The following is a 14,138-nucleotide window of genomic DNA, read 5'->3' as shown; positions in this document are numbered from 1 at the left end:
CCGAGGCGAGCGGCGTTCGCCTGCGCCGCGTGGATCGCGACCGGCGAGCGCTCGATCCCGGTCACGTCGGCACCGCGGCGCGCGAGCGGCAGCGAGAGGTTGCCGGCGCCGCAGTAGAGGTCGAGCACACGGGCGCCGGCCTCGAAGCCACCGGCGTCGACGACGGTACGGACGAGCGCCTGGTTCGCCTCCGAGTTCACCTGCGTGAAGACGTCGGCGGGTACCTCGAGCGCGAGCCCGGACTCGATCTCCTGGCGCACGGTCGCGTCGCCGACCACGACGCGCGCGCCCGCGCCGGACAGGATCGCCCCCCGTACGGTCGCGTGCGCTGCGAGCAGCGTCTCGGTGTCGGTGACGTCGGCGGGACCGGGCCGCCCCCGCGTCGTCGCGGCGAGCACGACCCCGCCCGGCGCGACCACGAGCGTCACGCGCAGCACCGTCGCGCGCAGGCGGGCGACCCACGTGCGGGCGATCGGGAGATGGGCTTCGAGCGGCGTCGCGGCGATCGCGCAGGTCTCGATCGGCTCCAGCCGGTGCGAGGCGGCGGCGTGGAAGCCGAGGCGCCGCCCCTCGGCGACCAGCGTGATGCGCGAGCGGTACGCCCACGCCGGGCCGCCGGCGATCGTCGGCCGTACTGGCGCGTCGCGAAGGCCGCCCAGTCGCGCGAGCTGCTCGGCGACGATCGCGGCCTTCGCGTCGCGCTGCGCCGCCACGTCGACGTGCTGCCACTGGCAGCCGCCGCAGCGCCCGAACGCCGGGCAGGGCGGGACGACGCGCGCGGGCCCGGCTCGATCGACGGCGACGGTCTCGGCCCGCACGTAGCCGCGACGCCGTTCGACCACGCGCGCCCGGACCCGATCCCCCGGGGCGGCGTGGGCCACGAAGACGACCTGTCCCCCGTCGTGGGCCAGCGCGTCGGGCCCGAAAGTGAGCCGCTCGATCTCCAGCTCGAGCGCTGCGGGCGCGTCGCGCACGCGCCCATGGTCGCCGGGCCGCGGGATGGCTGCAAGCGGTGCGACCATGCTAAGACCCCCGCCGCCAACCATGCGAGAGACAGCGAGCGCCACCGAGCGCATCCGGCTGCGGCGCGGGCGTCGAAGCGATCTCCCACGGGTGCGCGCGCTGCTGCCGGGGGAAACCCCGCCGCGGCGCGAGCGCTTCGACCGGCGCACGCTCGCGACGCTCGCGGGCGACGTCTACGTCGCCGAGAGCGCGGGTGGCGAGATCGTCGGCGTGGTGTCGGTCGGCTATCTTCGTTCGCTCGGGGCCGGACGTTTCGAGGCGATCCTCGACACGGCGCACACCCGCAACGCCGCCGATGCGCCGCTGCTCGATCGCCTGATCGCCTTCGCCGAGGCCCGGGCGCGGCGCCGGGGCTGCCGGCGGCTCGCGGCGTGGCCGGGCTCGACCGAGCCCGTGCTCCGCGCCGCGCTCGAGTCGCGCGGCTACTGCGGTGGTACGCTCCTCGTCGCCGAGCTCGGCGAGGTCGGGTGATGGGGGTGCCGGCCGAGAGCGGAGCCAAGGATCGGGGCCGCGTCGCCGAGCGGCTCGCGGCACTCCTCGCTCGCAAGGTCACCGCGGCCGACGCCGGCGCGCTCGGCGCCTTCACGACCCAGCTCCTCCAACGTGCGCAGGCCTACACCGGCGGGGTCGCCGACGAGGAGGCCGTCCAGCTCGTGCTGTCGGCGTTCCGCTTCTTCCAGGCGCCGGGCCCGCTGCCGCGCGTGCGTGTGCTCACGCCCACCTATCTCGACGAGGGCTGGGACGCGCCCGGCACGGTGATCGAGACCTGCATCGGCGATCGTCCCTTCATCGTCGATACGGTTCGCGAGGAGCTGCGCGCCCACGGCCTCGAGCCGCGCGTCCTGCTCCATCCGATTGTCGCCGTGACGCGCGATGCGACCGGGCGCGCGGTGCAGGTCGACCCGCCGATGCACGGTGCGAGCCGCGAGTCGTTCCTGCACATCGTCGTCCCCCGCGTGACCGAGCCCGAGAAGTTGGCGACGCTCGAGAGCGCGATCCGCGCCCGGCTCGACGACATCGTGCTCGTGACCGAGGACTTCGGCCTCGCGCTGGCACGCGCGCAGGCGATCGCGACCGAGTTCGAGCAGCTCGGGCGCACGCGTGATCCGCGGATTGCCGCCGAGGCGACCGCGGTCGGCGACTTCCTGCGCTGGCTCGTCGACGGGGGCTTCGTGTTCCTCGGCTACCGCGAGTACGCATTCGTCGACGCGCCGGAGGGAAGGATGGTCCACCTCCGCCCGGGCACGGGCCTGGGTCTCCTGCGGCGCGAGGATCGCTCGGCGTTCCGGACGCCGCAGCCCTTCGAGGCGCTGTCGCCGGTGGCGCGCCGGCGCGTGGCGGGACGCCGCCTCCTCGTCGTCGGCAAGACGCACGCCCTGGCGCCCGTCCACCGGCGCGTCCCGATGGACGACTTCGGCTTCGCCGCCCTCGACGCCGCCGGGAACATCGTCGGCGAGCGCCGGTTCGTCGGCCTCCTCACGTCGAAGGCGCACGCCGAGGAGGCGTCCGAGGTCCCGATCCTGCGCCGCATGCTGCGGCAGATCCTGGCGGCCGAGGGCGTGATCTCCGGCAGCCACGACTGGAAGGAGCTCGTCGGGGTCTTCAACGGCCTGCCGAAGACGCTCCTGTTCGCGTCGTCGGTCGACGAGGTGCGCGAGGACATCCAGACGATCCTGGCGGCTGAGCGGACGGCGGAGGTCCTCGTGCGCGTGCGCGAGCGTGGCGAGGGCGACCTCCTGACGGTGCTCGTCGTCATGCCGCGCAGCCGCGTGTCGGGTGAGGCGCGCGCCCGCGTCGTCCGCCTGGTGCGCGAGCGGCTCGACGTCGAGCTGCTCGAGGACCACTTGGACGCCGGCGCCGAGGACATCGCCGACGCGCCCGCCCGCCTCCACCTGACGTTCACGCGCGGCAGGGCGGCGCTCGACGCGGCGACGCGCGCGACGCTCGAGCGCGAGGTCGACGCGGTCCTCGAGAGCTGGTCGGTTCGCCTGCGCGAGCTGCTGATCGAGCGCCACGGCGTCGAGGTCGGCGAGCGACTCGGGGCGCGCTTCGCCGACGCGTTCCCCGCCGACTACCGCGCCTCGACGACCGTCGAGCGCGCGGCCGACGACGTCGTGCTGGCGAACCTCGCGCTCACCTCCGGTACGCCGCAGATCGAGTTCGATCGCGAACCGCAGGAGGGGGCGACCGTGCTGCGCGCGTACCTCGCGGGCCCGCCGCTCGTGCTGACCGAGATCCTGCCGCGGCTCGACCACGCCGGATTGCGCACCCTCGTCGAGGACCGCGTGCGGATCGAGCCCGTGAGCGCCGTCCCGCTCTACCTCCACCGCTTCCTCGTCCAAGACCGCGCCGGCCGCCCGCTCGACGTGGAGCGGGTCGGGAAGCGACTGGTCGATCTCATCCTCGCGGTGCGGGGCGGCCGGGTTCCGGACGACGCCCTGAACGCCCTCGTCGTCGCGACCGGTCTCGACTGGCGTGCGGTCGATTGCCTGCGCAGCTACGCGGGCTACGCCGTACAGGCGGGGCTCGGCACGCGCACCGAGGTGTGGGCGACGCTGGCCGGCAACCCCGAGCCGGCCGAGCGCCTGTTCGCGTGCGTGGCGGCACGCTTCGGCCGCGGCGATGGCGACGCCGACGCCGACGCGCGGGCGCGCTTCGTCGCGAGCCTCGAGCGCGTGGAGCGGCTGCGCGAGGACCAGTGCCTGCGCGGGCTGGCGGCGCTGGTCGCCGCCACCGTGCGCACGAACGTCTTCGCGCGCGACGCCGTGTCCGATCGGATCGTCATGAAGATCCGGTGCGCGGACGTGCCGTTCTTGAGCGACCCGCGTCCCCGCTACGAGATCTACGTGCGGGCGCCGATCGTGGAAGGCCTCCACCTGCGGGCGGGCCTCGTGGCGCGGGGTGGGTTGCGGCTCTCCGATCGTCCCGAGGACTATCGCACCGAGGTGCTGGGCCTCATGCGCACCCAGACGATGAAGAACGCGATCATCGTACCGACCGGCGCCAAAGGCGCGTTCGTTCCCCTGCGCGGTGGAGCGCCGGTCGACGCGTACCGCGAATTCGTGCGCGGCCTCCTCGAAGTCACCGACAACGTCGTCGGCGGGCGCGTCGTACATCCCGCGGGCCTGCGGATCTACGACGAGGAGGATCCGTACCTCGTCGTCGCCGCGGACAAGGGGACGGCCACCTTCTCGGACGAAGCGAACGCCATCGCTCGCGACAACGGGTTCTGGCTCGGCGACGCATTCGCCTCGGGCGGCTCGCAGGGCTACGACCACAAGGCGCTCGGCATCACTGCGCGCGGCGCCTGGGAGTGCGTGCGGGCGCACTTTCACGAGCTCGAGATCGACGCCGACACGGCGCCCCTGCGCGTCATCGGCATCGGCGACATGGGCGGTGACGTTTTCGGCAACGGGCTCCTGCGCTCACCACACCTGCGCCTGGTGGCGGCGTTCAACCACAAGCACGTGTTCATCGATCCCGACCCAGACCCGGCCAAGAGCTTCGCGGAGCGCGAGCGGCTCTTCAAAGCCGTCGCGGGGTGGGATCAGTACGATCCCGCCGTGCGCTCGCCGGGCGCGCTGCTCGCGCTACGCGGCGCCAAACGGATCGGTCTCACACCCGAGGTACGCCGCCTGCTCGGCGTCGCCGACGAAGCCATGAGTGGCGAGGCGCTCGTGCGTGCGATCCTCGGACTCGACGTCGATCTGTTGTGGAACGGCGGCATCGGCACCTACGTGCGCGCGACCGACGAGACGGACGCGTCCGTGGGCGATCCCACGAACGACAGCGTCCGCGTGCCGCACACCGCGCTGCGGGTCCGCGTGGTGGCGGAGGGCGGCAACCTCGGCGTCACGCAGCGGGGGCGGATCGCGTTCGCGCTCGCCGGCGGTCGCATCAACATCGACGCCATCGACAACTCGGCCGGCGTCGACTTGTCCGACCACGAGGTCAACCTGAAGGTGTGCCTCGCCCCGCTCACGGCCTCGGGACGGCTGTCGGCGGAGGCGCGCAATGCGCTCCTCGCCGTAGCGCTGCCCGAGGTGACCGAGCACGTGCTCGCCCACAACGCGAGCCAGGGCCGGCTCCTCGCGATCGAGCAGCGGCGGAGCGCGTCGCGGCTCGACGACTTCTGCGATCACCTGGGTGAGCTCGAGCGCGCGCTCGGCCTCGACCGCGCGCAGCTCGCGCTGCCGGATTGGGAGACCTTGCGCGCGCGGCGGGCGACGTTCCCGGGGCTCACGCGCCCCGAGCTGGCGGTCGTGACGGCGTATACGAAGATCCACCTCGAGGGCGCGCTGCGCGCGTCGCCGCTGCCCGACGATCCCGGGCTCGAGCCGTATCTGCTCGGCTACTTCCCGCGTCGCATCGTGGCCGACCTGCCGGACGCGGTCCGCACGCACCGCCTGCGGCGCGAGATCGTCGCCGTCGAGGTCGCGAACACACTCGTCGACGCGCTCGGCGCGACCTTCGTGACGCGGCTCCAGCGCGAGACGGGCGCGACGATCCCGGGCGTGTGCCGCGCCTGGGCGATCGCGTGGACGCTCGTCGACGGCGCCGCGATCGCGCACGAGATCCGCACCCGTCGGATCGGATTCGCGGACGAGGTGACGTGCGTGCTCGCGCTGGAAGAGGCCATGCGGCGGATGACGCGCTGGACGATCCAGGGCGTCGACCCGGCACGCACGATCGCCGAAGCGACATCGGAGCTGGCACGCGGCGCAGCGGTCGCCCGCGCGCGTCTCTGCGATTGGCTCGCGGGCCCGGAGGCCGAGGCTCTGCACAAGCGTCGCGCCGACCTCGAGATGTGCGGTCTGGGTCCGGCGGCGCTGAGCCTTGCGGTCGCGGGATGGATCCCGAGCGCGCTCGACGTCGTGCAGCTCGCCGGCGCCGCCGGGCTCGAGCTCGAGGCGGTCGCGCGCCGCTATTTCGGGCTCGCCGCGGAGATCGACTTCGCCTGGCTCGCGAGCGCGCTCGTGCCGTCGCCCGACGACGATCGCTGGGTCGTGCGGGCGCTCGACGGCGTCGATGCCGAGCTGCACGCCGCGCGCCGGTCGCTCGCGCGCCGGGCGGAGGGCGCAGGGTTCACGCAGCGCGTCGCGGCGGTGCGTGCGATGATCGAGGACCTGAAGGCGAGTGGACGAGCGAGCCTGCCGGCGCTCGTCGTGATTGTACGGGAGATCCGGCAGCTCGCGGAGGCTTCGTCATGACGGCCGTGATTCGGTTCCTGTTCGCACTCCTGCTGGGCGCGCTCATCGGCGCGGGCGCCACCGTGTACGTGATCCAGTCCGACGCGGGGAACCTGCTGGTCCGCCGCACCGACGTCGTGCAGGACCTCGAGCGCCGGCTGCGCGAGATGGAGCAGCAGCGCGATCAGCTCGGGCGGCAGCTCGAGGACGTCTCCGCGCGCGCGGGACGCATGGAGCAGGCCTTCACCGAGCTCGAACGGCGCTTCCGCGCGATGGTCGACGAGCACCCGCAGGCGCCCGCGCAAACGCCCTAGCGGCGGCTCACCAGCGCGGGCCGGCGGCGCCGAGCGAGGCGAGCTTCAGGAAGCCGCAGATGGCGAGCGCCCCCGCAAAAGCCGCGATCAGCGGCTCGCCTGCGATCTCCGGACCGGTCGGAAAACCGGTCAGATCGAGCAGGTGAGGCCCGACGTAGAGCCCGAACAGTCCCGACAGGAAGGGGAGGCCCCGCGTACGGACCCCGGTGTCGAGCAGCCGCTCGGCCGTCCAGCCCGCGAGGGCTGCCACGGCCACGAGCTGAAAGAGGCCCCAGGCTTGCCCTAGCAACTCCGGATCAGTCGACGTACCCAACATGGTCCACCTCTGGTGATTCCCGCTTCTGTCACGTAAAAAGCAATGAGCATGCCGCGCCTCCCTCGGCCACTGAGGCTCGTTTCGCGCGCGCGCGTCGACACCAGTGTGACACCCGTGTCCACTCCTGTCCCAGTCGGCGCACAGTGCAATGCGCGGTGCTGATGGCGTCGACTCTGCAAGTGACCGTGCTCGGATCGGGCGACGCCTTCGGCGCGGGCGGGCGGCTACACAGCGCGTATCTTGTCGAAGGCCCTGGCGCCACGTTCCTGGTCGACTGCGGGGGCACGGTGCTGCACGGCCTGCGCCGCTTCGGGATCGAGCCCGGGCGCATCGACTTCGTACTGCTCTCCCACCTGCACGGCGATCATTTCGGCGGGGTGCCGTTCCTGTTCATGGACTATCTCTACGTGAGCGACCGGCAGCGGCCGCTCGCCGTCTACGGGCCGCCGGGCACCGAACGCCGCGTGCGGGCGCTCTTCTCGGCGCTCTACGAGCGCCAGAGTGGCGAGCCGCTGCCGTTCCGCGTTTCGTATGCGGAGCTGCCCGCGTCCGCGACGACGATGATCCAAGGTGTGAAGGTGGAGTCCTTCGTCGTGCCGCACGTGAGCGAGCTCGTGTGCTACGGCTATCGGCTCACGATCGGCGGCAAGACGATCGTCTACTCGGGTGACACCGGATGGACGGACGAGTTCATCGCGCGCACGAGCGGCGCGGACCTCTTCATCTGCGAGTGCTCGACGTTCGAGACGCACCTCGACATCCACGTGTCCTATCCCGAGATCGCCGCCCGCGCCGCCGAGCTGCGCTGTCGCCGGCTCGTGCTATCTCACCTCGGGGCCGAGACGTTGCGGCACCGTGGCGACATCACGCTCGAGGTCGCGGAGGACGGCCTCGTGATCCCGCTGTAGCGACCTCGCCCGGCGTCAGCACGAGCGAGCCCTTCCGCTCCTCGCGGCGCTCCGCCTCCAGGGTGGCGAGGTGCGTGCCGACGCCCTGCTGCACGAGGGCCTGGAGGAACGGGATGGTGCTCGCGCTCGCCGGCTCCGCGCGCAGCGCGGCGGCGACGGCGAGCGCGAGCCGCGCCGCCTCGGCGCGGCCCGTCTCGGCGAGGACGTACGCCGTCGCGTCCAGGCGGCGGGCGACGACGGCCGGCGGATAGAGCGACGTCGTCGCGCGCTCGAGGACCTCGCGCAGACGTATCTGCTGCTGGGCCTCGCTCAGCACGAGAGGGCTCTCGCGGATCTCGCGCACCTCGACGAGGATCGGTGCGACCGCGTCGGCGTCCGGCCACCAGGTGCGGAACTCGGGCTCCGCGAGCAGCGCTGACGAGGCCGCGACGAGCGGCGCGCGCCCCGCGCCGTCGGGTGACGTCACGCGGGCGGACACGAGCTCGCTGGGCGTGAGCGGCGGCTCGCTCGTCAGCCGCTCACGCACGCGGCGGTAGTCGCTGGTGCGGCGCTCCGGGACGCCGGCGCGCTCCTGCGCCTCGACGACGAGCGCGTCGAGCGCCCGCCAGTCGGCGGCGACGAGACGCAGGCCGGCGCGGGCCTGGAAGCGCTCGCGCATCGCGCGGACCTGCTTGCGCGTCACGTCGAACACCTGGAGATCGCGCAGGCCCGCCGGCTCGTTCACATCGGCGGCGACCAGCAGGAGCCCGCCGGTGCTCTGCTCGCGGACGAGCCAGATCAGGCGGTCTCCCCGCCCGTCGACCGCCGAGACGAAGCCGTCGATCGCCGGACCGAGGACTTGACGGGCCGGCGCGGCGGGCGCGCGCACCGGCGCCGCGACGCCCTGCTGGCGGAGGCGGTAGAGCATCCGGCGGATTGCCGTCCGGTCGTCGCGATCGCCGACGCGGCCTTCGAGGTTCGCCAGCAGCTCGGCCAGGCGCTCCCGTGGAATCTCTCCGGCGCCGACGTCCGCGCCGAGGCGCTCGAGCAGCGCCCGCGCGTCGCCCGCGACGTCGCTCACGACGGCTTCTCGGCCGCCGCTGCCTGGGTGGGGGTCGCCTTCGGGTACGGCGCGAGGCGCGCGTCGACGTGGTCCTGGATCCAGTGCGGGTCCCACCACTCGACGGGATCGACGTGGATGCCGTGGATCATGACGCTGAAGTGGAGGTGATCCCCACCCGCGAGGCCGGTGTCGCCGGTCTTGCCCACGACGTCGCCACGCGCGACGTTGGCCCCCGCGGTGACGTCCGTCGCGCTCAGATGTCCGTAGAGCGTGAAGAGGCCCTGGCCGTGATCGATGACGACGGTGGTTCCGTAGATTCCGAGCGACCCCACGTAGGCGACCCGACCGTCGGCTGCGGCGGGCACGGGCGAAGCCTTCAGCGAGGCCAGATCGAAGCCGAGGTGGGTCTGGTGATCGATGACGTTGCCGGCGTGCATGTACGTGCGGCGGTCGGCGAACCCGGACAGGGGCGCCGCGTTCGGCAGTCGCAGGAGACCGCCCTGCCAGTGCGGGACGGGATCGCTCGCGCGACAGATCTCCCGCACGCGCACTTCGGTCGTCTTGCGCAGGTCGCGATTCACACGCAGGTAGCCGGCGACGAGATCGTCGGTCACGGGGAGCCCGTTCTCGCGCAGCAGGTCCGGCACCTTGCGCTGCAGGAACTCGTCGTCGATCGTGAGCGTCTTGTCGGCGAACTTGCGGGGCTTCACGACCAGATCGAACGCGACCGTGCGGCGGTTCCCCGCAGCATCGACCGCGAACGCCTTCACCTGGGCGTCGGGCTGATTCTCCGGCAGCGCAAAGAGCGCGTCGCGCAGCGCGGGATCGTTGAAGTAACCGGTCGTGCCCGGGAAGACGAGGTCGCCGACCGTCACGCCGCTCGCGGTCGCGTCGGCGCCGACGCGATAGACCAGGCACTCGCTGCCACCCAGCCGCGCGATGTGCTGCGTGCTCAAGACCTCGAGGGTCGGTGGTGTCGTGTCGATCGTGATCGGACGGCTGACGGCGGGTCCGCGGCGCAGCGACGGGAGCCACGAATGGTCGCGCGCCCACACTTCGAGCACCGCGGGGCCCTCGGGCAGGTGGTTCTTCGCCACGTCGAGCACCGGCTCCAGCGCCTTCTCGTGGACGCCGCTCCCGTACCAGGAGGTGGCGGGGAAGTCCTCGTGGGCGACGACGACCGGCTCGGCCGCGCCTTGCGGGAGGACCCGGACCTCGACCTCGGCGAGGCCGGTGCCGCGATCGCGAGCGACCAGGCGGAGCGGCGTCGCCGCGCCGACGACGTCCGGGGGCGTCTCGAGCTCGACCCGGGGGCGGAGCGGTTCGGCGACCGTGAGCAGCAGGCCGGCAACGACGACGAGCAGGGCGATGAGTAGACGCATCAGCGAAGGGTCTCCAGGAGATCGAGAAGGTTGCGGGTGATCCGGTGCGTGGCGCCCCAGATCACCTGGCCCGCCACCGGGAAGTGATCGATCGGCACGTCGCGTCCGGAGAAGTCCCAGATCTCGCGCCGCTCGGCGCCGGGCGCCAGCAGGTCGTCGATCGCCACCGTGAAGATCTGGTCCACCTCCCCCTCGCGAGGGTGCCATGCATACGGGTGCGGCGCCACCCCGACCACCGGGGTGATCACGAAGCGCGACGTCATGGTCTCGATGTCGTCGAGGGCGCCGAGGAGTCGGACGTCGCCGGGTGCGAGCCCGATCTCCTCATGGGCCTCGCGGAGCGCGGTCGCGACCAGGTCCCGATCGCGACCTTCGTCGTAGGTGCCGCCGGGAAACGCGACCTGGCCTCGATGGTGCGGGAGCGACGCCGAGCGGCGCGTGTAGAGCACGTGCATGTCACCGGCGACGGGGAGCAACGGTACCAGCACGGCCGCTCGGGTCTTGCCGTCGGGGGCGAGCGCGCTGCGCGATCGCGCCTCCAGCACCTGGGTGAGTCGCGGAACGAAGTCGACGATCATCCGCTCCGGACGACAGTATCACCCGGTCGCGCGCGCGCCAACGCGACGACTCAATTGGTAGCGAGCACGAGGTAGATGTCGCGCACGACGGACGAGCCGAGGCGGGCGTTCAGCCGCTCGACCACGTCGCGTTTCACGTACTGCAGCTCGTGCATCCATTCGGGTCCGTCGACCGCGACGACGAGCACGCCGCGCCGGAGCTGTGCCGGCTTCGCGTGCGCGGCGATCGTCGCGCCCACGACGGCGCTCCATTCCGCCCAGATGGGGTAGTGGACGAGGCCCGTCGCGCCCGGAAGGCGTGCCAGCGCCGCCCGGAGCGCCTCCGCCAGGCGTGCGAGGTCACCCATCAGTCCCCACCCACCGGACCCCCGGTTGCGAGATCCTGGGGATCAGGCAAACTTTCCTTGACAACACAAGATATGGTGGTGTATGTGCGCGCGCACCCAATATGTGGGTATCGGGCGGGGGATTTCGGGGGCCGCTCGGATGAGCTTTCTGAGGGGGTGACCATGGTCATGGAGAGGCTGGAGGGGGCGGCGGCCGGGCCGCAGCAGGTCCAGGCGACGCCGCGGCGGGGGATCACGATCGGGCGCCAGTTCGTGCCGCAAGGCGTGAGCCCGTACGACGAGGTCGAGTGGGAGATCCGCTCGGCGGTGATCCAGGGCGAGGGCGGCGAGACCGTCTTCGAGCAGCGCGACGTCGAGGTGCCGAAGAGCTGGTCGCAGCTCGCGACCAACGTCGTCGTGTCGAAGTACTTCCGCGGCCCGCTCGGGACGCCGCAGCGCGAGCGCAGCGTCCGGCAGTTGATCGGTCGGGTCGTGAGCACGATTTCGCAGTGGGGCGACGAGCAGGGATACTTCGCGACGCCGCAGGATCGACAGAACTTCGTCGACGAGCTGACGCACCTGCTGCTGCAGCAGAAACTCTGCTTCAACAGCCCGGTGTGGTTCAACGTCGGCGTGGAGCCGAAGCCGCAGTGCTCGGCGTGCTTCATCTTGTCGGTCAACGACACGATGGACTCGATCCTCGACTGGTATCGGAAGGAAGGCGTCATCTTCAAGGGCGGCTCGGGGTCGGGCGTCAACCTCTCGAAGCTGCGCTCCTCGAAGGAGAAGCTCGGGGGCGGCGGAACCGCGTCCGGTCCGGTGTCGTTCATGCGGGCGGCCGACGCGTCGGCCGGTGTGATCAAGTCGGGCGGCAAGACCCGGCGGGCGGCGAAGATGGTCGTCCTGAACGCCGACCATCCGGACGTCGTCGAGTTCATTCGCTGCAAGGCCGAGGAGGAGCGCAAGGCCTGGGCCCTGGTCGCGGCCGGATACGACAACTCGCTCGACGGCCCGGCGTACGGCTCCGTGTTCTTCCAGAACGCGAACAACTCGGTGCGCGTGACGGACGACTTCATGCGAGCGGCCCTCGACGGCGAGACCTGGAGCACGCGCTACGTGACCAGCGGCGAGGTGTGCGAGACGATGCCCGCGCGCAAGCTCCTGCGCATGATCGCCGAGGCGACGCATCAGTGCGGCGATCCAGGGATGCAGTTCGACACCACGATCAACGATTGGCACACCTGCCCCAACACGGGCCGTATCAACGCCTCGAACCCGTGCTCGGAATACATGCACCTCGACGACAGCGCGTGTAACCTCGCGAGCCTGAACCTCATGCGGTTCACCGGCGACGACGGCATCTTCGACGTGGCCGCCTTCCGCCATGCCGTCGACGTGGCGATCACGGCGCAGGACATCGTGATCGAGAAGTCGAGCTACCCGACCGCGGAGATCACGGCGAACGCGCACGCGTACCGCGAGCTGGGACTCGGCTATGCGAACCTCGGCGCGCTGCTCATGTCGCTCGGCCTGCCGTACGACTCCGACGCTGGCCGCGAGTACGCAGGCGCCGTCACGGCGCTCATGAGCGGGGAGGCGTATCTCCAGTCGGCGCGCGTCGCGGAGAAGCTCGGGCCCTACGAGGGCTACGCCGCCAATCGCGAGCCGCAGCTCCGGGTCATCGACAAGCACCGGGCGGCAGCGCACAAGCTGAACCCCACGCTCGTGCCGCTCGATCTCCTCGGCGCCGCGCGCGACGCCTGGGACAGCGCGTTCGCGCTCGCGAAGGACCGGGGGGTGCGGAACTCGCAGGTGACGGTGCTGGCACCCACCGGGACGATCGCGTTCATGATGGACTGCGACACCACGGGCGTCGAGCCGGACATCGCACTCGTCAAGTACAAGAAGCTCGTTGGCGGCGGGGTGCTGAAGATCGTCAACAACACCGTGCCGCGGGCGCTCGCCCGGCTCGGCTACGATTCGCGCGACGTGCAACGCATCGTCGAGTACATCGACGAGCAGGAGACCATCGAGGGCGCGCCGGGCCTGCGTTCCGAGCATCTGGCGGTCTTCGATTGCGCCTTCAAGCCGGCTCGCGGCGCACGCTCGATCGCGCCGCTCGGACACGTCCGCATGATGGGTGCCGCGCAACCGTTCATCTCGGGCGCCATCTCGAAGACGATCAACATGCCGGAGAGCGCCACCGTCGAGGAGATCGAGCAGGCCTACATCGAAGCGTGGCGACTCGGGCTGAAGGCCGTCGCCATCTACCGGGACGGCTGCAAGAAGGTGCAGCCGCTCAACACGGCGAAGCCGACGACCGAGGCCGTATCGCCCGCTGCGAACGTCGCGCCGGCGGCCACGGCGGGACTCACGCGGCGCCGGCTGCCGGCCGAGCGCCAGGCGATCTGTCACAAGTTCGACATCGCCGGCCACGAAGGCTACCTGCACGTCGGCTTCTACGAGGACGGAACGCCCGGCGAGATCTTCATCAAGATGGCCAAGGAGGGCAGCACCGTCTCTGGTCTCATGGACACGATCGGCGTACTCACGTCGATGGCGTTGCAGTTCGGCGTACCGCTCGAGGTCCTGGTGCAGAAGTTCAGCCACGTGCGTTTCGAGCCGTCGGGCTTCACCAAGAACCCCGACATCCCGATGGCCAAGTCGTTGATCGACTACATTTTCCGTTTCCTCGGCTCGCGCTTCCTCGAGGGCGAGCAGCGAGTCGCGGTGGGGCTCATCGATCGCGACGAGAACGGACGCGGCGAATCCGGCGTCGTCACGGCGGCGGTGGCACCAGCGGCCGAGCCGGTCGCACGCGGCGGGGCACAGCCGATCGGGTTCGTCGCGCCGAGCGCGCAACCGCTCAATCCGATAGCCTTCAGCCCGCAGGCGGACGCGCCGAGCTGCCCCGATTGCGGGTCGCTCATGGTGCGCAATGGCGCGTGCTACAAGTGTCTCAACTGCGGTGCGACCAGCGGGTGCTCCTGACCGCGCATCGAGAACCGTCGGACACAGGACAGTGCGGCCGCTCGGGACGACGATCCCGAGCGGCCGCGC

11 protein-coding genes are annotated in these 14,138 nt (G+C 71.6%); 5 read left to right on the top strand and 6 right to left on the bottom strand.

All coding sequences use genetic code 11. From position 1 onward, the window contains the following. Positions 1–1,022: methyltransferase domain-containing protein (locus VMS22_21800; protein ID HXJ36680.1), on the bottom strand; the 1,022-nt coding region annotated here is incomplete at its 3' end. 22 nt (positions 1,023–1,044) lie between these two features. On the opposite strand from VMS22_21800, the gene VMS22_21795 reads away from it, so the two are divergent. From VMS22_21795 to VMS22_21785, 3 genes are read left to right on the top strand one after another with little or no spacing between them, the layout of a single operon-like run. Continuing rightward, positions 1,045–1,494 (top strand): hypothetical protein, encoded by a 450-nt coding sequence (locus tag VMS22_21795; GenBank protein HXJ36679.1) that lies wholly within the window; start codon positions 1,045–1,047, stop codon positions 1,492–1,494. Beyond that, positions 1,494–6,233 (top strand): NAD-glutamate dehydrogenase domain-containing protein, encoded by a 4,740-nt coding sequence (locus VMS22_21790; GenBank protein ID HXJ36678.1) that lies wholly within the window; start codon positions 1,494–1,496, stop codon positions 6,231–6,233. The genes VMS22_21795 and VMS22_21790 overlap by 1 nt, the downstream gene beginning before the upstream one ends. Beyond that, the gene (locus VMS22_21785; GenBank protein HXJ36677.1) at positions 6,230–6,526 is read left to right on the top strand and encodes a hypothetical protein; all 297 of its coding nucleotides are present in this window, start codon (positions 6,230–6,232) and stop codon (positions 6,524–6,526) included. Before VMS22_21790 ends, VMS22_21785 begins: the two co-directional genes overlap by 4 nt. 7 nt (positions 6,527–6,533) lie before the next feature. Here the strand turns inward: VMS22_21785 and VMS22_21780 are convergent, their stop codons facing one another. Next, a complete protein-coding gene (locus tag VMS22_21780; protein HXJ36676.1) occupies positions 6,534–6,782 on the bottom strand; it encodes a hypothetical protein in 249 nt (82 codons plus the stop codon). Between the two features lie 221 nt (positions 6,783–7,003). Between VMS22_21780 and VMS22_21775 the strand changes: the two genes are divergently transcribed. Next, on the top strand, positions 7,004–7,750 hold the full coding sequence (locus VMS22_21775) for an MBL fold metallo-hydrolase (GenBank protein HXJ36675.1): 747 nt from the start codon (positions 7,004–7,006) through the stop codon (positions 7,748–7,750). On the opposite strand, the gene VMS22_21770 is transcribed toward VMS22_21775, so the two are convergent. From VMS22_21770 to VMS22_21755, 4 genes are read right to left on the bottom strand one after another with little or no spacing between them, the layout of a single operon-like run. Then, positions 7,707–8,810, bottom strand: a complete 1,104-nt coding sequence (locus VMS22_21770; protein HXJ36674.1) for a hypothetical protein — start codon at positions 8,808–8,810, stop codon at positions 7,707–7,709. The two genes, VMS22_21775 and VMS22_21770, sit on opposite strands and share 44 nt — an antisense overlap. Further along, on the bottom strand, positions 8,807–10,174 hold the full coding sequence (locus VMS22_21765) for a M23 family metallopeptidase (GenBank protein HXJ36673.1): 1,368 nt from the start codon (positions 10,172–10,174) through the stop codon (positions 8,807–8,809). The genes VMS22_21770 and VMS22_21765 overlap by 4 nt, the downstream gene beginning before the upstream one ends. Beyond that, positions 10,174–10,752 carry a CoA pyrophosphatase gene (locus VMS22_21760; protein ID HXJ36672.1) on the bottom strand — a complete coding sequence of 193 codons (579 nt, stop codon included), beginning with the start codon at positions 10,750–10,752 and terminating at the stop codon, positions 10,174–10,176. Before VMS22_21760 ends, VMS22_21765 begins: the two co-directional genes overlap by 1 nt. 50 nt (positions 10,753–10,802) lie before the next feature. Further along, the gene (locus VMS22_21755) at positions 10,803–11,099 is read right to left on the bottom strand and encodes a DUF721 domain-containing protein (protein ID HXJ36671.1); all 297 of its coding nucleotides are present in this window, start codon (positions 11,097–11,099) and stop codon (positions 10,803–10,805) included. 168 nt (positions 11,100–11,267) lie between these two features. Here VMS22_21755 and VMS22_21750 point away from each other — a divergent pair, with 168 nt between their 5' ends. Continuing rightward, positions 11,268–14,069 carry a vitamin B12-dependent ribonucleotide reductase gene (locus VMS22_21750; protein HXJ36670.1) on the top strand — a complete coding sequence of 934 codons (2,802 nt, stop codon included), beginning with the start codon at positions 11,268–11,270 and terminating at the stop codon, positions 14,067–14,069. The last annotated feature ends 69 nt before the right edge of the window (positions 14,070–14,138 follow it).

It is taken from the genome of Candidatus Eisenbacteria bacterium (assembly GCA_035577985.1).
GTDB lineage: Bacteria > Desulfobacterota > Binatia > DP-6 > DP-6 > DATJZY01.
The sequence above is the reverse complement of the archived record's forward strand: the minus strand, read 5'-3'. Positions and strand labels throughout refer to the sequence as shown.